Below are 24146 nucleotides of genomic sequence, written 5' to 3'. Positions count from 1 at the left end.
CTCCGTTTTTCAAACCAGGGCATTCTTAGGCACGACCAAGGGCCTGTTCTGGTCCCCCAGGAGCCGGGCTCCTTTTCTCACGCGAACGTTCTTGTCAAGAATCACACCGTCCAGTACAGCTTCTTCTTCAATTTCCGCCTTGGGCATGACCACGCTGTTTTTGACCACCGCTCCCCTCGCTATTCTAACCCCGCGGTAAAGTATGCTGTTTTCAACTTTACCTTCTATTTTACACCCATTGGCGACCAGGGTGTTACGAACCTCGGAATTCTCAAAGTATTTGGTGGGCGGGCCGTCTTTAAGTTTCGTATAAATTGTTCCGTGCCGGAAAAACAGTTCCTGCCAGATTTCGGGATTTAACAGCTCCAGGTGGCGGCGCAGGTAACCGCCCAGGGAATTGATGATGGCCAGGTATCCCCGGTGCTCATACCCGTAAACCCTTAGTTCTTTTATACTGCCGGCAATAATATCTTTCACCAGGTCCCACTTGCCCGCAGCGGCGCAGTGTTCCACTATTTGGACCAGCAGTTCCTTGCTCAGCAAGTAAATGTCCATGGAAACCCTGTGCCTCTTTTTAACAGCAGGCCTGCCGCGAACCGCCAGCACTCTCCCGCCGGGCCCGGTTTCCAGGAACACGTTGCCTTCAAGGTCATCACCGCCAAACGGGTAATCCTCTTTATAAACCAGCGTAAGGTCGGACTGCATTTCCTGGTGAAAGAGAAAGATGCGCTTGAAATCGATGTTGCAGACCATGTTGCTGCCCGAAACAACGACAAATTTTTGACGGCTGCGCTTTAAATAATCAAGGTTGACGTGCATGTCTTCCAGGTCAACTTTGCGTGCGTTTTTGCTTTCCCCGGCATGAGCAGCCGGCAAGATAAAAAGCCCTTCCTGCTTTTTATCAAGACCCCACTCCCTGCCGCTTCCAAGGTGGTCAAGAAGAGACCTCATGTTGATTGACGTAACTATCCCGATGTTGCGCATGCCTGCGTTGACCATATTGGAGAGCGCAAAGTCCACCAGGCGATACCTGCCTCCAAAAGGAACAGCGGCCAGGCAGCGCTGGCGGGTGATTTCTTTTAAATTCCCTTCATTTTTCACATGGTGAATAATCCCCATCACATTTTTCATCGCCTTACGTCCCTTATACCCCGGCTACCCCGCTGAGCTTGCTTTCCGCTCTTTTCATCCGTAAAACGACCCCGATGCGCGTATTGGGCGGCAGGGTGAGGTGCTCTTCCACCACGGTTATCCGCAAATCACCCGTGAAGCTGCGAAAGCTGGACTGTTCGTCGCCGCTGAATTCCCCGCCGATAATGGATCCTTCTCCCACCACGGTGTTTTCGCCGATGATAGCCCTTTCAATCAAAACGTTGCTTTCAATCCTGACATTTGACATGACGATGGAGTCCCTTATTCTCGTTTCCCTGGCTACAGTCACTCCCGGAAAAAGAATGGAGTTTTCCACTTCCCCGTAAATAAAACAGCCGTCGGAAACCATGGAATTCTTGACCCTGGCCGAACCGGCCAGAAAATGGGGCGGCTGGGGCGAGATGACGGAATAAATCGCCCAGGAGGAATCAAATATATCAAGCGGGGCTTTATCGTCAAGAATGTCCATGCTGGCCAGCCAGTAGCTGTCGATGGTGCCGACATCCCTCCAGTATCCCTGGAAGGGATAGGCGAACATTTTTTGTTTTTCTTTAAGCATCCTGGGTATGACATTTTTGCCGAAATCGTTATCCGAAGCGGGGTCTGCGGCATCCCTGATCAGGTTGTACTTGAGAACTTCCGTTTTAAAAACGTACACACCCATGGAAGCAAGGTTGCTTTTGGGGCAGCGCGGTTTTTCTTCGAATTCGGTAATCTCCCCTTCTTCGTTCATGCTCATGATCCCGAAGCGCCCGGCCTCATCCCAGGGCACCTCAATCACCGCAATGGTGATATCGGCGTTTTTTTCTTTATGATATTTTATCAACTGGGAGTAATCCATCTTATATATGTGATCGCCCGACAGGATTAAAACATGTTCAGGCCTGTATTTGTCTATGAAATCAAGGTTCTGGTAAACGGCATGCGCCGTACCGCGGTACCAGTGTCCCCCGTCCTCGCCCACATAAGGCGGCAGGATCGTAACCCCTCCGTTACGGCAAAAGAGGTCCCAGGAACTCCCCGTCCCGATGTAAGAATTAAGAAGCTGCGGTTTATACTGGGTCAGTACACCCACAGTGTCAATCCCCGAATTGGCGCAGTTGCTGAGGCTGAAATCAATGATTCGGTACTGGCCTCCAAACGGAACAGCGGGTTTGGCAAGGTTCTTGGTGAGAACCCTCAGGCGGCTTCCCTGTCCTCCCGCCAAGAGCATGGCAATGCATTCTTTAGTCGGCATCATTTCATTCTCCTTTTTATTTTTTTAAGGGGTTAAACGCTTTCTTCGCCATGACAGGTTTTATTTTCCAGATTTCCTGCGCATATTCGCTGATCGTCCTGTCGCTGGAAAAGAAACCGGAATGAGCGATGTTTTGCAGGCGCATCCTGCTCCAATTCTGTTTATCCTTAAATTTTTCCATAAGCCTGTTTTGGGCATCCACGTAAGAAGCAAAATCCTTCAAGACAAAGAACTCGTCATTGTGGTGAAACAGGTAATCAAATATTGCCTGAAAGCCTCCCGGAAGAAAACCGTTCACCAGCTGGTCGCAGATCTTTTTGACCCTGGTGTCCTCGCAGTAAATCTCCCAAGCGCTGTACCCGCCAAAGGCGTAATAATTCAAAACCTCCTCCGCCGTCAGTCCAAAGACAATGAAATTATCCGGTCCCACCCGCTCCATAATCTCGATGTTGGCCCCGTCCATGGTCCCAATAGTTACCGCCCCGTTCATCATGAATTTCATGTTGCCGGTGCCTGAAGCTTCCCTGCTGGCGGTGGAAATCTGTTCGCTTACATCAGCGGCGGGAAAAGCGAGTTCGGCCAGAGAAACATTGTAGTTTTCCAGGAAAACGATTTTTATTTTTTCTTTAATCCTTTGGTCATGGTTGATCAGGTCGGCCATCGTATTGATGAGCTTGATGACGCGCTTGGCCAGGAAATAAGCGGGAGCCGCTTTCCCGCCAAAGATGAACGTCCGCGGGACAATGTCCAGATCGGGCTTTTCTCGCAGGCGGTTGTAGAGGTCCAAGATATGAAAGGCATTAAGAAGCTGCCTTTTGTACATGTGAATCCTCTTTATATGAATATCGAAAATAGAATGTGGATCAACGGTAACGCCGTATTTTTCCTGTATAAACCTGGCCAGCCTTTCCTTGTTGCGCAGTTTTACCCTTTCAATCCCTTCCTGGGCGGCAGGTTCATCCACGAAAGCCGCAAGCTTTTCCAGTTCGTTGGGGTCATTAAGCCACCCCGTCCCGATGGTTTCCAGCAAAAACTCGTTCAACCAGGGATTGGTCACTAACAGCCAGCGCCTGTGGGTAATGCCGTTCGTCTTGTTGTTAAACTTGCCCGGGTAAAGCTCGTTAAAACTGTTCATTACCCGGTTTTTCAGTATTTGTGTGTGCAGCCTGGCGACACCGTTGACACTGTGGCTCCCCACAATAGCCAGGTTAGCCATTTTGATGCAGCCGTCTCCGATGATCGCTACGTCCCTCAGTATTTCCAGCGGCCTTTCAGCTTTATTCGTCACCTCGCGGCACAGCCTGTTATTGATTTCTTCCACTATCATGTAAATGCGCGGCAGGAGCTCCCGAAAAAGGTCGACCGGCCATCTCTCCAGGGCCTCGGGAAGGAGTGTATGGTTGGTATAGGAAATCGTGCGCGTCGTTATCAACCAGGCTTCATCCCACTCCATGCCTTCCTCGTCGAGAAGTATCCTCATCAGTTCGGCGACAGCCACAGCGGGATGGGTATCGTTGATATGGACCGCAATTTTTTCATGAAAGTTTTTCATCCTGCCCTTTTCTTTTTTAAACTGGCGGACGATGCTCTGGAGCCCGGCCGAAACAAAAAAGTAGGACTGTTTCAAACGAAGTTTTCTGCCCTCAAAAGTGCTGTCGTCGGGATAAAGCACCTGGGAGATAGATTCCGCGTATATTTTGTCAGCGAAGGCCCGGGCGTACTCCCCGCGCGAAAAGGTGTGAAATTCGAAATCGATGTTTTCCGCTTCCGCGCTCCAGATGCGCAGCACATTGGCCGCATTGTTGCGGTAGCCGAGAATGGGGATGTCATACGGGACAGCCCTTATTGACTCGTAGTTTTCATGGATGAAAAAAGGCTTGCCGTTATGGAAGTGAATACTGACATGACCGCCGAATTTCACTGTTTCAGCCTCTTCCGGCCTCCGGTATTCCCAGGGGCAGCCGTCCTGCAGCCAGTTGTCGGGCAATTCCACCTGTTCCTTGTTGACAATTTTTTGTTCAAAAAGGCCGTAGCGGTAGCGGATGCCGCAGCCAAATCCCGGCATGCCCAATGAAGCCAGTGAATCGAGAAAAGCGGAAGCCAGCCTGCCCAACCCCCCGTTCCCAAGACCGGGGTCCTGTTCCTGGTCTTTAATTATGTCCAGGCTTATTCCTAGTTCCGCAAGCCCTTTTTCCACCGTCTCCTTGACGCCCAGGTAATGAAGATAAGTCATGAGAAAACGGCCGGGTAAGAATTCGATGGAAAAATAATACATTTTTTTCTCCCGGCTGCGGCCATAGATTTGCCCAGTTTCATGCAGATTCCTGCTAATCTCATCGCGGACCATGCTGGCCAGCGTCATGAAATGCTGGATTGGGCTGCCCTGCGTAAAGTCCTTGCCGTATAAAGAAAGAAACCTTTCCTTGAATTTTTTTTTAAAACCACCTGCGTCTGCCAGCATTATCAACCCTCGCTCGTGAAACAGCTAGTATTTTTATTGTTCCCCAGAGGTGTCAATTTTTATTTTCGCCAACCTTTTTAAAGAGGACAAAAGCCAGCGGCGGAACTTTGATTTCCAGGGAATGGGGCCGGCTATGCCAAGGAATTTTTTCAGCCTTCAACCGGCCGGAATTCTTTTTGCCCGAACCGCCATAATGTTCCAGGTCGCTGTTAAAAATCTCTTCATAAAACCCGTCAGCTGGTACTCCGATGCGGAAACCTTCGTAGTACTGGGGGGTAAAATTGCATAGAACCAGCAGGTCGTCTTCTCGCTTTTTTCCCTTTCTCCTGAACAGGATGATGCTTTGCGAGTTGTTATGGCAATCAATCCACTCGAAACCTTCCCACCCGTGGTCCTGTTCCCAAAGGGCCCTGCGTTCCCGGTACAGCAGGTTCAGGCTTTTAACATAGTGATGGAATTTTCTGTGCATCTCGAAATCCAGGAGATTCCATTCCAGTCCCTCGTAATACCGCCATTCAATAAACTGGGCAAACTCCCCACCCATAAAGAGCAGCTTTTTGCCTGGATGGGACATCATATAACCGAGGAAAACGCGCAAATTGGCAAATTTTTGCCAGTAATCGCCCGGCATTTTTTCAATCAACGACCTTTTTCCGTGAACAACTTCGTCATGGGACATGGGCAATATGAAATTCTCCGAAAAAGCGTAAAGAAAGGAGAAGGTGAGCAGGTCGTGGTGCCAGGACCGGTAAATCGGGTCCTTTTGCATGTAGACAAGCACGTCGTTCATCCACCCCATGTTCCACTTGTAATTGAATCCCAGCCCACCGATATACGTGGGACCAGTTACGAAAGGCCATTCCGTGGATTCTTCCGCCACCATCATGACATTGGGGAAATAAGAGAACACTGTTTCGTTAAGCTTTTTGAGAAAGGCTATCGCTTCCAGGTTGCCGTTTCCCCCGTACCTGTTTGGTATCCACTGCCCGGGCTCCTTGCCGTAGTCCAGGTACAGCATGCTCGCCACGGCGTCCACCCTCAATCCGTCCACGTGAAACACATCAAACCAGAAGACGGCATTGGAAATGAGAAAGCTCATCACCTCCGGCCTGCCGTAATCGAAGCGCAGGGTGCCCCAACCGTAAAGCTCTTCAGCCTCGTAAAGGCGGGTGCCGTCAAAGTTGATCAGGCCGTGCCCGTCCCGGCAGAAATGAGCGGGGACCCAGTCCAGGATTACGCCCAGACCCCGCTGGTGGCAGCAGTCGATAAAGTACATGAAGTCGTGGGGAGTGCCGTAACGGCTGGTCACGGCATAGTAACCCGTTGTCTGGTAACCCCAAGAACCGTCATAAGGGTGCTCCATTATAGGAAGGACCTGCAGGTGGGTGTAACCCATTTCCGCGGCATAATCGACCAGCTCATGGGCCAGTTCCCTGTACGTGTAAAACGACCCGTCCTTTTTTTGTTTCCAGGAACCCAAATGAACCTCGTAGATATTGACCGGCTGGTCATACACGGCCTGTTGTTGCCGGCGTTCCAGCCATTCCCGGTCGTGCCATTCGTAGCCCTCCAGGCTGTATACTATGGAGGCCGACCTTGGCCGCAGTTCGGCATAAAAGGCATAGGGGTCGGCTTTCAGCAGCGATTCGCCGTAATGGGTCATGATCTGGTATTTGTATTTCTCTCCTTCTCCCAGCCCGGGAATGAAAATAGTCCAAAGCCCTGATTCCTCAACCTTTTGCATGGCATGCCTTTCGCCGTCCCACCGGTTAAAGTCTCCTGCCACGCCGACCGAGCGGGCGTTGGGCGCCCACACGGTGAAACGCACGCCTTTTTTGCCGCCCTCTTCCCGCAAGTGGGCTCCCATCATTTGGTAACTCTTATACAGGGTGCCCTGGTGAAACAAGTACCTGTCGTGAGGTGTGGGATAGCCAGGGGTCATTCTTCCTGTCCTGCCTTTCAACAGCCATAAGTTTTTGTTTACATCCATATATCTTGCCACGAAAACATCCTCGCTAAACCCGCCCAAACGCCCAAATGCCCGTAAAATTTAGCGCCTCCCGGAAAATTAAGAAGACGCGCTTAACGCTATTATTTCGCGCGTCTTCCCCTCGTTTTTATCTGCGGAAATATTGATCTGGACCCCGGGGACAATATTTCCTTAATGAATAACCATGGTTCAATTCAAATGGGACTACCAGATCAACGCCATGACCATGGGTGTTGAAAAGCCTCTCGTTGTTCTCTTCTCCGGCTGCGTTGACCTGATGAACCGCAACGAGCTTCTTTTTATTATCGGGCATGAGCTGGGACATATAAAAAGCAGGCACGTACTTTATCACCAGATGGCCAAGGTCATCCCCATCCTGGGCGAGATAATAGGCAAAGCCACCCTGGGCGTCGGAGAGCTGTTTTCGGCCGGATTGCAACTGGCGCTGCTGCATTGGGCCAGGATGTCGGAATTTACAGCCGATCGGGCGGGACTACTTACCTGTCAAAGTATCGATGATGCTGTCAGCGCTTTCATAAAGATGGCCGGAGTACCGCTCAAGTATTATAACTCCCTTGTCGTTGAAGAATTCATCCAGCAGTCCCGGGAATTTGAAGGCTATGACTATGATACGCTTGACCGCATCGCCAAATTCCTGGTCATTGCCAGCCAAAACCATCCCTGGACGGTGATGCGTTCCGCCGAGCTTTTGAAATGGATGGACACCAGCGAGTACCTCGATATTATAAGCGGCAAGCCTACCCCCGGCAGTCAAGCCGGTCAACAACCACCCCTGTTCTGCGTCAACTGCGGCCAAAGAATAAATGCCGATGCCCAGTTTTGTGCCGGGTGCGGCATTAAAATAAAAAAATAAAGGAGTTGTGGGAATGTCAGTCAAACATGAAACAAGAACATACTCCGCACCGCTGGACAAGTCTTGGGAGGCAATAACCCAAGCTTGCAGCAAACTGAACTGGACTGTGCAGTCAAGCGACCAGAAACAGGGAGTGCTGGAAACCAAGAGCGGCGTATCTGTCCTATGTCCCTTCGGAGTCGCGATGAGCATCAGGCTGACAGAGCTTGAACCGGGAAAAACCGCGATCAGCATTGAGAGCAAAAGCAGGGGGCAGGTGATTGATTACGGCCAGTCGCGGCGTGAAATAAACCGTCTCCTGGAAACCATGGAATCATTCCTTTACGCTGCGCCGGCAATTCAGTCCGGCGGCGCCTTTTACGCCGGCAATCCTTGCGCAAAATGCGGGACTGCCCTTAACCCTCAAGCGAAATTTTGCGGCGCGTGTGGCGAACCGGCGCCTACCGGCGGAGTTGAACAACCGGCCAACATATGCCGCAACTGCGGAGCAACCTATGCTGAAAACGCCAAGTTCTGTTCCAACTGCGGAACACCCGTTAAATAGCACGATAACAAGGAGGCGCTAATATGCCTTACTGCGAACAATGCGGAAACAAAGTGGAGCAAAGCGATTCCTTCTGTTCTTCCTGTGGTGCAAGAATAAAATCCGGCCCCTACGCCCCACCGGCCGCGAGTGGAGCAGCTGCATCCCAAGCCAAAACAGGAGATCATTTCCGGGAAGCCATAAAACAAGCCACCTATTTTTCAGGTGCTCTGGCTGCGTTGGCCGTTTTAAGCCTGCTGATGGGGGATGTACTTGGCCTTCTGGCCAGCGGTGCAATGGCTGCCGTTGTTTATTTCATCGCTGTCAAATCCTTGCAGTCCTATGATATTCTCTTATGCTCCTTCTTTTCAGCAAAATATCCAGCATATTGCTCAGACCTCCCTTGGATTAGTTTTTTTTCAAAATTCGATCCGGTCCTTCTTCCGGTAGACCATCCCGCTAAACCTGGCCACCAGCTTCTTATCATCATCAAATACATCGACGTTATAGCTGGCCAGCTTGTTGCTCGCTGAAACCTCCTTAGCTTCAGCAGTCAGTTTTTGCCCCCTGGCCGGGTGAAAATACGATATGTTGGCGTTAATTGCCAGCGCAACCTGCCCGTGCGAATTTGAAGCGGCCGCAAAGGCAAAATCCGCCAGGGTGAATATTGCGCCGCCCTGAACAACATCTACGGCATTCAAATGATTATCCGAAATTTCCATCTCGGCTACTGCGCGGCCCGGCTCAACCTCAACAAGCCTTATCCCGGCAAAAGCAGCGAACCTGTCTCTTTCAAAAAATTTTGCTATTTTATTCATTTCATTGCTCATCCTTTCCCCTTTCAAGCTAACTCTATCCCCCACAAAAAGGCAGCTGTAGAGCAGCCTTTTTGTCTTGCTTATATCTTTCAACAATTTTAACAAAATACTGGTGAAAAGAAAGATCGCCAGTTAATTCGGGATGAAACGAAGTAGCCAGCAGGTTATTCTGTTGTACCGCAATTATCCTGCCATTGAATTTAGCCAGGACTTTAACGTTCCCGCCTACCCGCTCCACCCAGGGAGCCCTGATAAAGACCAGGGGAATAACATCGTTAGAGACTTGCGGGACTTTCATTTTCGAAATAAAACTGTTCAATTGTCCCCCATAGGCATTTCTCCTCACCACTATATCCATCAATCCCAAATGGAAGTAATTCTCGTTCACTATTTCTTTAGCCAGGAGAATCATGCCTGCGCAAGTGCCCCAAAGAGGCATCCCTTCATGAGCCCTTTTTATTATTTTTTCGTCCAACCCGGAATCTTTAAGCAGCCTGCCGATAGTAGTGCTTTCGCCGCCGGGCAGTATCAAGCCGGATACCATTTCCAAATCAGACTCAAGCCTTACTTCGCATGGGTTTATTCCCCGGATTCTCGACAGCATGCGGAGATGTTCGTTAACAGAACCCTGCATGGCGAGAACGCCGATATTGATCACTATTACCATCCCCTGGTGGAAAGGATTTTTTCAGGTGATATCTGGGATATTTCCATGCCGGGCATGGCTTCGCCCAGGTCTTCCGACACTTCGGCAATAATTTCAGGCCGGTCGTAGTACGTGGTTGCTTTGACTATAGCCCTGGCTCTTTTTTTAGGATCGGAAGATTTGAAAATTCCAGAACCGACAAACACTCCCTCACTGCCTAACTGCATCATCAAAGCGGCATCAGCCGGAGTTGCTATTCCGCCTGCTGCAAAATTTACCACCGGCAGCCTGCCCTCTTCAGCCACTCTTACCACCAAATCATAGGGAGCAGCCATTTCTTTTGCCGCAGTCATCAGTTCCTCTGGGGGAAGGTTTTTAAGTCTCCTTATTTCCGACATGATGGTTCTCATGTGCCTTACGGCTTCGACTATATTTCCCGTACCAGCCTCTCCCTTGGTCCTGATCATGGCGGCTCCCTCGCCAATCCTTCTTAAGGCTTCTCCCAAGTTTTTTGCGCCGCAAACGAAAGGAATTCTAAAACTATGCTTGTCGATATGGTACATTTCATCAGCTGGGGTTAAAACCTCGCTTTCATCAATATAGTCAATTCCCAGCGCTTCAAGGATTTGGGCCTCTACGAAATGACCAATTCTAACCTTGGCCATAACGGGAATCGTAACCGCGTTTTTGATTTCTTTAATAACCTTAGGATCCGACATCCTGGCCACGCCGCCCTGTTTTCTGATATCGGCAGGCACCCTCTCCAGGGCCATCACGGCGACCGCCCCCGCCTCCTGGGCGATTTCCGCTTCCTTGGCGCTGGTCACATCCATGATTACTCCGCCTTTTAGCATCTGGGCCAAATTTTTGTTTAATTCATACCGCTCATTCATTGTTCCTACCCCCGCAAATCATTCTCTTCATTAGTATGGTTACCTGTATTGATATTTATTTTTAATATATTAAACCGGTGACCATATTAAAAGAGACAGTTTAGCATATAATGAGCAGGACAGATAAGGCCATTCTCGTTTGCCTTTAACGCTTGAGCTTGCGTTTCAGCTCCTTCAATCTTTCATAAACCGCCGGGTACCTGGATTTAAACCTGAACAGCAAGTTCTTGGCCCAGCGTGACTTTTTTGAAAGAAAGTACAGGCCGATTATTATGAAGAGGATTCCCTGCAGTACGGGCAAAAACAGGCCAACCACGCCAAGCAAGAGAAAAAACCATCCCAGGGCCATCAAAACGATGTCTTTGAGCTTTTTTTTATCCATCCAGCGCTCCGGACCCGCCTTTCTTCGGATTTTCCTTCTTGTCCCCCGGCCGCATTTGGGAAGAGTTGTTGTTCTTATGCCGGTACTTGATCTCAAAAACCCTGTTTTCCCGATCAAGGCCAACCTGGATAAATCTTCTTCTCAGGTATTTTTCAAACTTGGCGATTACAAATTTCTGTCTCTCTTCCACCAGCGTGACAACTGTGCCGAGGTTCCCTGCCCGGCCCGTGCGCCCGGCGCGGTGAAGGTAAAATTCCTCGTCCGGCGGGAGGTCATAATTGAAAACGAATTCGATGTTTTCAACATCCATACCCCTGGCCAAAAGATCTGTCGTCACCAGCACCGCGGCCTTTCCCCGGCGAAAGGCCCGCAGCACGTCCCGGCGGTGAAGCGGCGAAAGTTCACTGTGAAGTGCCGCCGCCGCAAATCCCAGTTCCTGCAACCGGCCGGCCAGAGGCCCCGTCCCTTCGCTGTGCTGGATAAAGACCAGTGATTTCCGGGGTCGAAAAGAATTGAGCAGCCGGGAAAGAGTTTCCGTTCTCCTGGTCCCGTCGCACATGACGTAAAGGTGCCTGATAGAGGCCGGGATGCGGCCGCCGCTGTCGATAATAATAAATTCCGGCTCCTGCATCAATCCGGGAGCTTTTTCAATTATTTCCCGGGAAATGGTGGCTGAAAAAAAGAGTACCTGCCTCGTTTTTAGGGTCGCCTTCAAGATCGCCGCCACATCCTTCATAAACCCCGCGGAAAGCATCTTATCGGCCTCATCGACCACCACGGCGCGCACCGCCTGGGCGTTAATCTTCCGTTTTTTCAGGAGGTCAAGCACACGGCCGGGTGTTCCTACGGCTATTTGCGGCTTCTCCTTGAGGACATCCAGCTGGCGGGCCTGGCTGGCTCCCCCGATAAGCGCGACCGCTTTAAACCGCTCCCCGGCCAGTTCACGCGCGACCCCAACCACCTGGACGGCAAGTTCCCGTGAGGGAGCGAGAACCAGAACTTCTAGATACCTGCCTCCAATACTGATTTTTTCCATAAGAGGAAGCAAATAAGCCAGTGTTTTGCCGGTCCCTGTCGGCGATTGGACAACAAGGTTGCGCCCCGCAAGGATCGCGGGTATGGTTCTAGCCTGTACTTCTGTCGGCACGATAATATTTTGGAGGGCCAGTATTTCTTGAAACTCCGGCCTGATCCCCAAGGAAACAAAGTTCCGTGCTTCCGTCATGAAATATTCTCCTTTGCCCGGTTTCCGGTTTCTAGATCGAAAGGACTCCCGCCAGGCGGTAATCTTCGTAATTTATTTCCTTCGTCTGGCTCAAGACCCACTCCAGATCAATGCCCTTTACTTGGTCGCCTTCGGCGGCCACCATCTTGCTCTTTTCCCCGCGCATTAAGAGGCGGACAGCCTCGGCTCCCATGCGGCTCGCCAGGATGCGGTCCTGAGCAGTGGGGCTGCCCCCGCGCTGCAGGTAACCCAGGATAGTCAGGCGCGTGTCCATCCCCGTCAATCTCCTGATCTCCTCGGTGATCTCCAGGCTGTGGGCGACTCCCTCGGCCAGGATGATGATGCTGTGCCGTTTTCCCCTGGCCTTTCCCCGCTTGATGTTCTCCACGACCGCATTCAAATCCAACGGTATTTCCGGGATAAGGATTGATTCAGCCCCGCCGGCCAACCCCGCAGCCAGGGCTATGCACCCTGAATTCCTGCCCATAACCTCGATGATGAAAATCCGCTCGTGGGAGGTGGCCGTATCCCTTATTTTATTGATTGCGTCAGTGACGGTATTCACCACCGTATCGAAGCCGATGGTCCTGTCGGTGCACGGTATGTCGTTGTCTATGGTGCCGGGGACCCCGATGGTCGGCATTCCCATCTCGTTAAGCCTTACCGCCCCCCGGAACGTACCATCGCCGCCGATCGCGACAAGGCCGTCGATGCCGGCTTCACGCATTTTTTCAAGGGCGGTGTGGCGGCCCTCTTCCCTGTAAAACTCTTCGCAGCGGGCCGTTCCCAGGACGGTGCCGCCCCGGTGAATGATGTCGGCCACAGAGCCCAGGTTCATTCTGGTATACTCCCCGTTTATTAAACCGCAGTAACCCCTCTTTATCCCGATAACATCCAGGCGGTGGTAAATCGCCGTACGCACCACCGCCCTAATCGCCGCGTTCATGCCCGGAGCGTCGCCTCCGCTGGTCAGGATCCCGATCCTCTTAACCATTAACAGACCTCCCTTCATAGTTTAATAAAAACAATCCCGCTTTATTATTTACTTGATCCGGCAGGCATATATTTAAGCTTATTATACCAGTAAAAAACAAAAGCAAGCAGAAAAACAATGATTAAAAACAATGATTAAGTGATTGACATTTCGCTTTTCCTTCTTTATGATAGTGACTAATAAAATTCATACGAGAAAAGTTCCGACGGAGAGAAAGATGCCCGAACTTTGCTTACAGAGAACCGGCTTGCGCTGAGAACCGGCAGCAAAACGGTATGCAATGATCACTCCTGAACTGCTAGCTGAAAACGGCGATCATGCCAGTAAGCGATGCCGGCAGCCCGTGAAAACGGGCGAGGTCCCCGTTACCGGACCGGAGTTTAAAAGCTCTCAGAGCTTGCGACTCGTCGAGTCCATTGGTGCGAACCAGTGGAGAATTAGGGTGGTACGACGGGAAAACCTCTCGTCCCTAGGGTTAAGGGAATCAACCCCGGGGAGGAGAGGTTTTTTATTACACCTGCATATTCATCAAGGATAAGGAGTGTGCTTATTAATGAACAAACTAACCATTGCCGAAATAATCAAGGCCGGACAGGTCCTTAAGGGGACAATCAACAAAACGCCTTTGCAGAAAAGCGAGATCCTTTCGGAGAAGTACGGGTGCGGCGTCTTCCTGAAGCGCGAGGACTTGCAGGTGGTCAGGTCTTTTAAAATAAGAGGGGCCTACAACCTGATGCGGTCGATTGCCGAAGAATCCCTGAACGCCGGGGTGGTCTGCGCCAGCGCCGGAAACCATGCCCAGGGGGTTGCTTATTCTTGCAAAGCCCTGCAGGTTCCCGGCACAATCTTTATGCCGGTGACCACCCCCAGGCAAAAAGTATGCCAGGTCGAACGCTTCGGCGGCCAATATGTAAACATTGTGCTCACCGGCGACACTTTTGACGATTCTTCCAGCGAAGCGAGGGCTTACGCGGAACGGGAAAACAAGGTCTTCGTACACCCGTTTGACGATTACGGCGTCATTGCCGGGCAGGGAACCATCGGCATCGAAATAATGAACGATATGGAAGAGGAGATTGACTATGTTTTTGCCGCCATCGGCGGCGGCGGCCTGGTTTCCGGGGTGGGAACCTATATTAAAGGCATCAGTCCCCGCACGAAAATAATCGGCGTGGAACCGGAAGGGGCCTGCGCCATGAAGAGATCGCTGGAAAAAAATGAAATAATCACCCTGGAGGACATCGACAAGTTCGTTGACGGCGCTGCCGTGAAGAGAGTGGGAGAACTCACTTTCAACATCTGCAAAAAAATACTCGACGATATAGTCCTGGTGCCGGAAGGGAAAGTATGCACCAAAATCCTGGAAATGTACAATGACAGCGCCATCATTGTCGAGCCTGCAGGAGCCCTGCCCGTGGCCGCCCTTGATTTTTACCGGGAGCAGATCAGGGGGAAAAACGTCGTCTGCATCGTCAGCGGGGGCAACAACGATATTGAACGCACCGCCGAAATCAAGGAAAAATCGCTCCTGGCGGAAGGGCTCAAACACTACTTCATCGTCAATTTTCCCCAGCGTCCCGGAGCGCTGCGCGAGTTTGTCACCGAAGTTCTCGGCCCCACCGACGATATTACCCATTTCGAATACACCAAGGTCAACAATAAAGAAAAAGGCCCCGCCCTGGTGGGGGTGGAGCTCAACAAAAAGGAAGACTACGAAATCCTCATCCAGAATTTAAACAGGAAAGGCATCCAGTACATGCCGGTCAACCAGCATCCCTACCTGTTCGGGCTCTTTATTTAACCTTATTTAACCTTTAAACCCGGCGGCCAGTGGATCGCCTTGCCGCTGAAGGCCAGGGCCGCTTCGGCCAGCGCTTCGCTGACGGTGGGATGAGCATGGACCGTGGCCACCAGCTCATCCACTGTCGCCTCCAGGTTCATTGCCAGCGCCATTTCTCCAATCAAATCCGTGGCCCTTGGCCCGACAATGTGCGCTCCCAGGATTTCCCCGTGCCTTGCCCCGGCTATTATCTTCACCAGGCCGTTTTCACACCCCTCAATAAGCGATTTGCCGTTGCCGGCCAGCGGGAACAAACCAACCCGGTAGTCCAAGCCTCGCCTTCCGGCTTCTTCCTCGGTCAATCCGACGGCCGCGGCCTCCGGGCTGGTGTAAAGACAGGAAGGTATTGCCTGGGGGTTGTACCTTGCGCGGTGACCCAGCGCGTGTTCAACAGCGGCTGTCCCCTGGGCGGAAGCGGCATGGGCCAGCATCACCCGGCCATTGCAGTCGCCGATGGCGTAAACGCCCGGTACGCTTGTCTCAAAGTTATCATCGACAGCGACCGCTCCCTTTTCCAGGCCGATGCCAAGCTCCTCCAGTCCCAAACCGGCGGTGTTGGAGCGGCGGCCTACAGCCACAAGCACTTTTTCTCCTTCCAGCGTTTCTTCTTTGTTTTCAATTATCACCCGGGCCGAAAGCTTATCGCCGTCTTGCTTTACCCCGGCAAGCCTTGCTCCCGTTAAAATTTTGACGCCCATTTTCTTCAATTCTTTCTCGATTACCGCCGTAAGCTGGCCGTCCATCGGCGCCAGGATGCGGGGCAGCATTTCGACCACCGCAACTTTAGCTCCCAGGGAACTGAACAGGGCCGCAAATTCGGCTCCGATTACGCCGCCGCCGACTATAATCAACGACGAGGGCGCTTTGGGCAGGCTCAAGGCGGCGGTGCTGTCAATCACTCCCGGGAGTTCCGCCCCGGGAAACTCAAGCCGCACAGGCAAAGAACCCACCGCCAGCACGATAATGTCCGCCGTAAGGGATGTGCTTTTTTCTCCTTCGATTTTTACCGTGCGGCTATCCTGCAATACGGCGCGCCCCTGGTGAACGCCGACCTTGTTGGCGGTCAAAAGACCGGCAACTCCCTTCACCAGGCGATTAACAACCTGTTCTTTGTGGTTCATCAGCACAGGCCATTCAATCCTGGCCCCGTCAACCGCCAGGCCGTGCCTGGCCCCTTCCTTTACCGCCCTGAACAGCCCGGCCGTATGCAAAAGCGCTTTCGTGGGTATGCAACCTACATTCAGGCACGTTCCGCCAAGCCTGTCAGACTCAACAAGGTGTGTTTCGGCTCCCAGCTGCGCCGCCCTTATGGCGGCCACATAGCCGCCCGGACCGCCGCCGATTACAACAACGCGTTTCTTCATCCAATCCTGCTCCTTTGTCCATTGTTAGAATAGGTCGTCCCCGCTTTTGAATTCAAGCCCCGGGTGATTGTCAAAACGGACCGCGCCGACCACGGCTTTGTTCCTGACCGCTTTCTTCACTATAGCCGTTCCTTCCACGCCGAAACCGGCGCACAGCTCGATGGCGACATTGCCGTCATCCGCCAGCTGCGCGGCGGTCCTGGCCGCCTCGCTGTAATCCTTAACACCGACTACGGTCAATTCCACCGCGGGGGTTTTAACCACCGCCCGGTGTTTTTCCGGAGACGACTCCGGCGCTACAAACATGAACGCAGCCTTCAACATTTCAAATCAACCCTTTCTTTAATATTATATATTAGAATATACATACTGTTCTTTTGTTTTCAGGACGCTGTCTCATAGAATTGCCGCCAGCGGTCTTTCAATCATTTTGATCAATACCGCCAGGAATTCCGCGGCCGGCGCCCCGTCAATGACACGATGGTCGAAAGCAAGCGAAAGCCCCATCATGGGCCGCGGCACTACCTGCCCCTCGATAACCGCCGGAGCCTGCACTACCCTTCCTACTCCCAGGATAGCCGATTCCGGCTGGTTGATGATCGGGGTGAAAAAGTCCACCGACCCGTAAGCGCCAAGATTGGTAATGGTAAAGGTGCCGCCGCTCATCTCCTCCAGGCTGAGCCTGTTTTCCCTGGCTTTTTGCGCCAGTTCCCTGACCTTGGCGCTTACCTGAAGCAGGCTTTTCTTGCCGGCGTTCTTGACGACCGGAACCACCAGGCCATTCTCCAGGGCCACAGCCACCCCGATGTTAATATCTTTGAACAGCTTAATGCTGCCGCCCTCAAGCGACACATTGATCGACGGCTTCATTTCCAGCGCCTTGGCCGCAATTTTTATCAACAGGTCGGTGATCGAAACCCTGCTCATCTCGTCAAGGTCCTCGTTGATCATTTTACGCAGTTCCAGCAGCCTGGAAACATCAACCGAAACATGGTGCGTTACCTTGGGAGCCGTAGCCCAGCTGCGGCTCATATTGTCGCCGATCGCCTTGCGCATGCCCGTATAGGGAATGAACTCGCCGGAAACCGGCTTTTTATCCCCGCCCTCTGACGGCGCCTGGACGGAGCGGACTTGAGCGGCGGCCTTTTCCACGTCCTCCCTGGTTATTCTCCCGCCCGGCCCGGTACCGGCCAGCAGTGTGCAATCGACGCCCATTTCCCTGGCCAGCTTTGCGGCGGCAGGAGTGATCTTGATCCTTTCGCCGCCTCCCGCTTCCTTTATCCCGCCGGAAATCTCCTCCCCGGCCTTCTCTCCGGGCGAGCCAATCAGGCCGAGCAAACCGCCGATAGGAAGTTCTGTCCCTTCCGGCGCGATGATCTTTATTAAAACCCCATCCGCCGGGGCTTCCACTGTATTGGTGATCTTTTCGGTGGAAATATCAAGGATCTCCTCGCCTTTTTTTACTGGATCGCCTTCCTTCTTGTGCCATTTAACCACAGTACCCGTGGTCATGGTCAGTCCCATCTTGGGCATCCTGATCTCAAACATGTCTCGTTCACTCCTTTATTCTGACCCCAAAATCGCCCTCGCCCGGCAGCGGGAATAATTGTTTTCTACTGCCGTTTTCAAAGCCGCCTTGACATCCACCACCCTGGGCCCGTCAAAGGTCAGTTCAATGTACGCCTCATCGCTTTCTTTCAGTTCCACTTCCCTTTCTCCATCCAGGGCAATGATGCATGGCCGACAGTCGACCTCCACCCGCTCGCCGACTTCCAGCAAGCGAAAACGCTTGATGCCCACAGGCACGATCAGGCCGGGCGCGATAGGCGCCAGCACGTCTTTCTTCTCCGGATCGAATTCCAGAACCATCCCCTTTTTTTCCGTTACGCCGACCGGCGCAAGGTTGCCGGCAATAGAGGCAATCCCGATGTTATGCGCTTCGCCCCTGGTGACGACTGCCTGCCGCAGGCTGTCTACTTCCCACATGGCCCGGGAACCGATGAATTTGTCCTTGAGAACGACGGCATCGATCAGGGCAATATCGACGGGTTCCCCGTTTTTATAAATGACCAGCTTTTTGCTGGGGTTCAGCACCTGTGGGCCGCCTGCTTTGCCGCAAGCCACCGCGCCGGCGGCCAGCCCGGCTATAGTGCCCTCAACCATCCGGGGAAAAACGTTGTTTGTGCCGGTGGAAACAGGAAGGAGGGGCGTATCTCCGCAGCCCTTGGCCACCATGCGGTTTGTCCCGTCGCCGCCCAGCGTGATTATGCAACCTGCCGCCCACCTCCCCATCTCCAGAGCGGCCTCGTACGAATCGACCTGAGTGCCGGTAAGCCTGATGTCAGCCGGAACTATTTCCATAGACAGGCGGTGTTCGCTGTACAGTCCCTCAACCGCTTTCGGGACAATCCCAAAATAATCGGGCATGTACACTGCCCTGTTCACCCCTGCCGCAGCCAGACCAAGCAAGATCCGGCGAACGATATTCACTTTTTCCAGGTTGTCGAAAACTGTGCCGTAAGCCACAAGCCGGCGAATGTCTTTCCCCGAAGCAGGATTGGCGATAATCCCAACCGTAGGCATTCTTTTCCTCCTTGAGTTAAGAATAAACAACAGGCAAACTCTTTTCAATACATACCAGACCGGACCGGGAAAAGATGGTGGGCAGTGTCAGGGCCTGCCCACCGCCTTCGTCTTTAAAACAGTTCCTTTACCGCCCTGACGATCTTTTCTTCACTGGGCAGGTAAGCTTTTTCCAGCACGGTGGCGAAAGGAACCGGGGTATCCGGAGCCGTTACCCGTTTGATGGGAGCATTCAGAAGGTCAAAACCTTCATCGGCAACAATGGCCGCTATTTCTCCTCCAAACCCGCCGGTCAGGTTGGCCTCGTGCACGATCACCAGCCTGCCAGTCTTGCCTACCGACTTCAAAATGCAGTCTTTGTCCAGCGGTGTGAGCGTGCGAAGGTCAATGACCTCGGCGCTGATCTCTTCCCCGGCCAGGGTTTCCGCGGCAGCCGCGGCCTTGGGCACCATTCCCGACCAGGCCACTATCGTCACATCGGACCCTGGCCGTTTAACCGCCGCTTGGCCAATCGGCACGACGAATTCGCCTTCCGGCACTTCACCTTGCACCCCGAGAAGCATTTTGTGCTCGACATAAATCACGGGGTTGTCGTCACGGATGGCTGCCGCCATCAACCCTTTGGCGTCGGCAGGTTCAGCCGGCATTACCACTTTGATGCCGGGGATGTGCGTAAACAATGCTTCCAGGCACTGGGAATGCTGGGCCGCAGCACCCAAACCGCCGCCGCACGGCGTCCGGATAACCATGGGAAGTTTGGCCTTACCGCCGAACATATAGCGCATCTTGGCGGCCTGATTCAAGATCTCGTCCATGCACACGCCCATGAAATCCATAAACATGATTTCCACCACGGGCCGCAGTCCTGCCGCAGCAGCGCCCACGGCGTGCCCGACAATCGCCGTTTCGCTGATCGGCGTATCCACTATCCGGCCGGGACCGAACTCCTGGTAAAGCCCGGCGACCTGGCCGAAACATCCGCCGAAGGGACCGACGTCTTCACCGGCCAAATAGACATTGGGGTCTCTTTTCATTTCCACACGCAGGCCATCTCTCATGGCTTCAGCATAAGTCATCTTCATTTTTTCTCACCCTTTCAAAATAATCTAACCTGCGAGAACATCGGTCAGCACGTCTTCCGGAGAGGGGTCGGGACTGTTCTGGGCGAATTTGACCGCGGCTTCAATTTTTTGGGCTGTTTCTCCCTGAATTTTATCGAGGTCCGCCTTGGTGGCATATTTCAGCTCCAGGAGTTTCTTCTCCAGCCTGGGTATGGGGTCTTTCTGCAGCCACTCCGCCTGTTCCTCCGGTTTCTTGTAACTCTGGGGATCGCCTTCAAAATGTCCCTTCTGTCTCCATGTCTTGCACTCGATGAGGCTGGGACCGTCACCTTTCCTGGCCCGCTGAATTGCTTCGGCGGCAGCCTCGTAAACGGCTACCACGTCATTGCCGTCCACCGTCACCCCGGGAATGCCGTAAGCCGCTGCGCGATCGGAAATGTCGCTCACGTTCATATGGTATTTCTGGGAAATGGATATGCCGTACATGTTGTTTTCGCACACAAAAACGACCGGCAGCTTGAAAATAGCGGCCATGTTCAAAGATTCGTGAAAAGTCCCGCGGTTTGATGCGCCGTCGCCGTGGAAACACACCGCTACGGCATCGCTCTTTTTGTACTTGCAGGCAAACGCCGCGCCGGTAGCTATCGGCTGTCCCGCGCCCACAATACCGTTGGCGCCCAAAATGCCCAGATCGACATCGGCAATATGCATGGAACCGCCTTTCCCCTTGCAGTAGCCAGTGGCCTTCCCGAAAAGTTCAGCCATCATCAGGTCCAGTTTGCCGCCTTTGGCAATCAGGTGCCCGTGCCCACGGTGAGTGCTGGTAATAAAATCTTTGTCCGTCAAATTGGCGCAAACTCCTGTCGCCACGGCTTCCTCCCCGATATAGAGGTGGACAAAACCGGGGAGCTTGCCTGCGGCGAACAGCTCGCAAGCCTTTTCTTCAAATTTTCTGATCGTGACCATTGTTTTGTAAAAGCCGAGCAGTTTTTCCTTGGTGATTTCCATCAATGTCTCCTCCTTTTCTCCTTTAGCTCTTTTTTATTCCTCCGGTATCGACGTAAACCGTAAGGGCGGCCAGCGCAAGCACAACCCTGTCGCCCTCCCCGAGAGCGGGAAGCTTTAACCCCGGAGCCAGCAGTCCTCCCGCTACCACTTCCAGGTTGGCCGTCCCGAAAGGAAGCATTTTGAGGACTTCTTCCTTGTTCACTCTTTCCGGGTAGGGACAGCCGATTTTCACCTCAATGTGCATCTTGTTGGGATCGCTGTACCCAAAAATATCGACCAAGCCGCAAAGACAGCTGTGCGAAACGGCATCTTTAACCGCTCTTTGCGCGGCTTTGGTCACATCTTCCCCGTGCAGGTCGGCCCCGGTGCCAAATTCTATAACAAACCGCTCATAGCCCACGCCTTCACCTCCTTCCCCTTTTTTTGGCAAATATGAAGAGCGGACTCGTATAAGTCCATCACCAGTATGTACAGCAAGTATTATGCCAAGACTCCCGCAAACCGGGGAAAACAAGCCCAGACCTTAACCCAAGCGAGATTTGGTTCGTTTCTCTTCCTCATCAGCAGCAGGGACTAAAAGGAAACATCTCAGCCGGTGTACCGCTCCTGTCACCCGCTGTCTCAATCGATGACAGTTTTGGTACAAATCAGTTCTTTATCCCGTACAAACGCATTTTTCGATAAAGAGTGTTGCGCGAAAGGCCCAGCTCGCGGGCAGTCCAGGTGACATTCCCTCCATACCTGTCCAGCAAAAAAACGATTTTCTGGCGCTCTTTTTCCGCAGCCCTGCGTTTTCTTTCCGTCCTGCTGCTTCTTTCGCCCATAACCTGTTCAGCCAGGGAAGGCGCTGGTTCCAACTGCGCGCCGGCTGCGCCGCAGATCTCCGGGGGCAGGTGGGAGAGACTGATGATCGGCCCCTGGACCAAATTCACCAACCTCTCCACCGTGTTCTGCAGCTCGCGGACATTGCCCGGCCAATCATACCGCTCCACCTGTTCATAAACCTCCGGCTCCACGTAATACTCCTTTCCCCGGCTTATCTGCTTCAAGAAATGATTAAACAATAAAACTATGTCTTCCCTGCGCTCGCGCAGCGAAGGAAGGGTAATCGAAATCACGTTCAGCCGGTAGTAAAGATCCTGCCGGAAGGCGCCTTTACCCACTTCCTCCAGGATATTTTTGTTTGTCGCGCAGATGATGCGGACATCGACGTCTATTGCTCTGTCGCTGCCGATCCGGTAAATTTTCTTTTCCTGCAGGACCCGCAAAAGTGCTACCTGCTGTTCGAGCGGCATTTCTCCAATCTCGTCCAGAAACAAAGTTCCTCCGCGGGCAAGTTCAAATTTTCCTGGTTTTCCACCCTTCCTTGCGCCGGTAAAAGCCCCTTCCTCATACCCGAATAACTCGCTGGCAATCAGTTCCCTGGGTATGGCCCCGCAGTTCACGGCAATAAACGGCCCGTTTTTCCTGCAGCTGGCGCTGTGAATGGCCTGAGCGAAAAGCTCCTTCCCTGTCCCGCTCTCACCTTGCAAAAGCACGTTGGACATACAGCCGGCAGCAAGCGAGGCTACGTGCACGCTTTCCTTCAGCGCCGGGCTGCTGCATATGATGTCACTAAACTTATATAACTTATTGCCGCCGCTGAAAACACGGGCCTGGCTTTCGGAATTTCCGGCAGCGGCGAGCTCTCCACCCGCTCTATTGTTCAGGCCGCCGGTCAATCCCTGTTTGCGGTCCTGTTCGATCCTGAGCTGCCTGGTAATCGCTTCAACCGCCGCGACCGCCATGCCGAGGGTGTGAAGATGGGTTTCATCGGCGCTGCCTGAAATATCCAGTACCCCTGCCACCTGGTTGTTTAAATCAAAAATGGGCGCAGCGGAACAAGTCCAGGTATGGTGCTTCCTGCAGTAATGCTCCGGACCTGTAACCTGGATCGGCTTTTTCAATACCAGGGCCGTCCCGATGGCATTTGTTCCCACCTCGTTTTCCAACCACCTGGCTCCCCGGATGAAATTGATCTCTTTCGCGCTTTCAAGAGCCTTCGGATCGCCAAAGCTTTCCATTATGTAACCATCCTTATCGACCAGAACAACAATAAAACCCGATCCCTGGAAATATTTATAAAGACGGTTCATGAAGGGTTTGGCTATGTGTATCAAATCCCAGTTTTTCAACAGTATCTCTTTTAATTCCGTGGAACTCAGAATACGGCTGCAGCAGCCGTTCTCCGGGTCGACTCCCGCCTGCCGGCACCGGAGCCATGAGTCGATAATTTCCGGCCGGACCGTGTGGCTGGGTGGTTCACCGTATGTGACAAAAGCATCCCAGGCCGATCTTATACTGTTAAAGAAAGGAACCTGATTAAAAGCCATTTGTTCAGCACCCCGCGTGTGGTTTTTATAAGATTTGTTATTATGAATTTCTTAATTGCAAATGTTATGCCATTTTTATATAAATAAAAAAAGGCGGCTTAGCCTTGCCGTACCGCCATTTTCTTTCGCCTAACGCAAGCTTAAATGTAACAAAAGTGTCACCATTACACAAATTGCCATGACACTTATGTTACAACAGACGAAGGTCTCACATTGCCTCCTTTTTCTTTGAGGCGGACATCAAAACATCGGGGATGACCGCCGAAACATAACCGAGAAGCAGCCCGATGATAAAAGGTATTCCCGCCTTAATCGGGTCGCCGACACCGAAAAAGACCGCGCAGCCCTGAAAGGCCGCCGGGGCCGCTGCCAGAAGGGGTATATTCATCATGTAAGTCATGAGGAAAGCAAGGATTACCACCAGCCCTGAAAGGATCAACGCGTCGCCGTTCAGCCCTGCATAGGCCAATGAAGTCAGGTAGCCCAGGCCCAGGCCGACAATCATGGGAGGTATGGCTTTGCCCAGGGCTTCTTTGGTGCCTCCCAGGTAAAAATAAATAGCCCACCCGACAAAAGCCGGCCAGGTAAGCAGGCCAAAAGCGATAGAGAGATAAGTCCACAAACCGGCCAGAATACCGATGGAAAGCGAAATAGGAAACAGTTTCATATTACTCTCCCTTCCTTATCCAAAATATTTTACTCTTCCTTTTGCCGGCAGTTTAA

22 protein-coding genes are annotated in these 24146 nt (G+C 52.5%); 3 read left to right on the top strand and 19 right to left on the bottom strand.

What is annotated here, in order from left to right:
• Positions 1–9: 9 nt before the first annotated feature.
• Genes glgD through glgB form a run of 4 tightly spaced genes read right to left on the bottom strand, consistent with a single transcriptional unit; the run spans position 10 to position 6792 of the window.
• The gene (gene glgD / locus NUV48_05145) at positions 10–1131 is read right to left on the bottom strand and encodes a glucose-1-phosphate adenylyltransferase subunit GlgD (protein ID MCR4441526.1); all 1122 of its coding nucleotides are present in this window, start codon (positions 1129–1131) and stop codon (positions 10–12) included.
• 13 nt (positions 1132–1144) lie between these two features.
• Positions 1145–2392, bottom strand: coding sequence for a glucose-1-phosphate adenylyltransferase (locus NUV48_05140; GenBank protein ID MCR4441525.1), 1248 nt, complete (start codon positions 2390–2392; stop codon positions 1145–1147).
• Between the two features lie 13 nt (positions 2393–2405).
• Positions 2406–4850: a glycogen/starch/alpha-glucan phosphorylase gene (locus NUV48_05135; protein ID MCR4441524.1), complete on the bottom strand. Its 2445-nt coding sequence runs from the start codon at positions 4848–4850 to the stop codon at positions 2406–2408.
• Positions 4851–4902: 52 nt separating this feature from the next.
• Positions 4903–6792: a 1,4-alpha-glucan branching protein GlgB gene (gene glgB / locus NUV48_05130; GenBank protein ID MCR4441523.1), complete on the bottom strand. Its 1890-nt coding sequence runs from the start codon at positions 6790–6792 to the stop codon at positions 4903–4905.
• Positions 6793–7024: 232 nt separating this feature from the next.
• Here glgB and NUV48_05125 point away from each other — a divergent pair, with 232 nt between their 5' ends.
• Both NUV48_05125 and NUV48_05120 read left to right on the top strand, forming a co-directional pair.
• On the top strand, positions 7025–7714 hold the full coding sequence (locus tag NUV48_05125) for a M48 family metallopeptidase (GenBank protein ID MCR4441522.1): 690 nt from the start codon (positions 7025–7027) through the stop codon (positions 7712–7714).
• A gap of 13 nt (positions 7715–7727) precedes the next feature.
• A complete protein-coding gene (locus NUV48_05120; protein ID MCR4441521.1) occupies positions 7728–8258 on the top strand; it encodes a zinc ribbon domain-containing protein in 531 nt (176 codons plus the stop codon).
• 398 nt (positions 8259–8656) lie between these two features.
• On the opposite strand, the gene NUV48_05115 is transcribed toward NUV48_05120, so the two are convergent.
• The 6 genes from NUV48_05115 to pfkA all read right to left on the bottom strand — a co-directional run bounded on the left by NUV48_05115 (position 8657) and on the right by pfkA (position 13195).
• Positions 8657–9055: a PaaI family thioesterase gene (locus NUV48_05115; protein ID MCR4441520.1), complete on the bottom strand. Its 399-nt coding sequence runs from the start codon at positions 9053–9055 to the stop codon at positions 8657–8659.
• A gap of 34 nt (positions 9056–9089) precedes the next feature.
• Positions 9090–9722: a pyridoxal 5'-phosphate synthase glutaminase subunit PdxT gene (gene pdxT / locus NUV48_05110; protein ID MCR4441519.1), complete on the bottom strand. Its 633-nt coding sequence runs from the start codon at positions 9720–9722 to the stop codon at positions 9090–9092.
• Positions 9716–10594, bottom strand: a complete 879-nt coding sequence (gene pdxS / locus NUV48_05105; GenBank protein ID MCR4441518.1) for a pyridoxal 5'-phosphate synthase lyase subunit PdxS — start codon at positions 10592–10594, stop codon at positions 9716–9718. The genes pdxT and pdxS overlap by 7 nt, the downstream gene beginning before the upstream one ends.
• 145 nt (positions 10595–10739) lie before the next feature.
• Positions 10740–10976: a hypothetical protein gene (locus tag NUV48_05100; GenBank protein ID MCR4441517.1), complete on the bottom strand. Its 237-nt coding sequence runs from the start codon at positions 10974–10976 to the stop codon at positions 10740–10742.
• The gene (locus tag NUV48_05095) at positions 10969–12201 is read right to left on the bottom strand and encodes a DEAD/DEAH box helicase (protein ID MCR4441516.1); all 1233 of its coding nucleotides are present in this window, start codon (positions 12199–12201) and stop codon (positions 10969–10971) included. The genes NUV48_05100 and NUV48_05095 overlap by 8 nt, the downstream gene beginning before the upstream one ends.
• 31 nt (positions 12202–12232) lie before the next feature.
• A complete protein-coding gene (gene pfkA, locus NUV48_05090) occupies positions 12233–13195 on the bottom strand; it encodes a 6-phosphofructokinase (protein MCR4441515.1) in 963 nt (320 codons plus the stop codon).
• 553 nt (positions 13196–13748) lie between these two features.
• On the opposite strand from pfkA, the gene ilvA reads away from it, so the two are divergent.
• Entirely contained in the window at positions 13749–14996 is a 1248-nt protein-coding gene (gene ilvA / locus NUV48_05085) for a threonine ammonia-lyase IlvA (GenBank protein ID MCR4441514.1), read from the top strand.
• A 2-nt stretch (positions 14997–14998) separates the two neighbouring features.
• Here ilvA and lpdA read toward each other — a convergent pair whose 3' ends face one another.
• The 9 genes from lpdA to NUV48_05040 form a co-directional block, all read right to left on the bottom strand.
• Positions 14999–16399: a dihydrolipoyl dehydrogenase gene (lpdA, locus tag NUV48_05080; protein ID MCR4441513.1), complete on the bottom strand. Its 1401-nt coding sequence runs from the start codon at positions 16397–16399 to the stop codon at positions 14999–15001.
• 24 nt (positions 16400–16423) lie between these two features.
• The gene (locus NUV48_05075; protein MCR4441512.1) at positions 16424–16723 is read right to left on the bottom strand and encodes a DUF6506 family protein; all 300 of its coding nucleotides are present in this window, start codon (positions 16721–16723) and stop codon (positions 16424–16426) included.
• A gap of 72 nt (positions 16724–16795) precedes the next feature.
• Entirely contained in the window at positions 16796–17947 is a 1152-nt protein-coding gene (locus NUV48_05070) for a 2-oxo acid dehydrogenase subunit E2 (protein MCR4441511.1), read from the bottom strand.
• Positions 17948–17962: 15 nt separating this feature from the next.
• Complete coding sequence (locus NUV48_05065; protein MCR4441510.1) at positions 17963–18982, bottom strand: NAD(+)/NADH kinase; 1020 nt, start codon at positions 18980–18982, stop codon at positions 17963–17965.
• Between the two features lie 113 nt (positions 18983–19095).
• Positions 19096–20064, bottom strand: a complete 969-nt coding sequence (locus NUV48_05060) for an alpha-ketoacid dehydrogenase subunit beta (protein MCR4441509.1) — start codon at positions 20062–20064, stop codon at positions 19096–19098.
• Positions 20065–20088: 24 nt separating this feature from the next.
• Positions 20089–21051 (bottom strand): thiamine pyrophosphate-dependent dehydrogenase E1 component subunit alpha, encoded by a 963-nt coding sequence (locus tag NUV48_05055; protein ID MCR4441508.1) that lies wholly within the window; start codon positions 21049–21051, stop codon positions 20089–20091.
• Positions 21052–21073: 22 nt separating this feature from the next.
• The gene (locus NUV48_05050; protein ID MCR4441507.1) at positions 21074–21451 is read right to left on the bottom strand and encodes a Lin0512 family protein; all 378 of its coding nucleotides are present in this window, start codon (positions 21449–21451) and stop codon (positions 21074–21076) included.
• A gap of 247 nt (positions 21452–21698) precedes the next feature.
• A complete protein-coding gene (locus NUV48_05045; GenBank protein ID MCR4441506.1) occupies positions 21699–23423 on the bottom strand; it encodes a sigma-54-dependent Fis family transcriptional regulator in 1725 nt (574 codons plus the stop codon).
• Positions 23424–23631: 208 nt separating this feature from the next.
• Entirely contained in the window at positions 23632–24090 is a 459-nt protein-coding gene (locus tag NUV48_05040; GenBank protein MCR4441505.1) for a DUF1097 domain-containing protein, read from the bottom strand.
• Between the last annotated feature and the right edge of the window lie 56 nt (positions 24091–24146).

Source organism: Peptococcaceae bacterium, assembly GCA_024655825.1.
Taxonomy (GTDB): domain Bacteria; phylum Bacillota; class Peptococcia; order DRI-13; family PHAD01; genus JANLFJ01.
The sequence above is the reverse complement of the archived record's forward strand: the minus strand, read 5'-3'. Positions and strand labels throughout refer to the sequence as shown.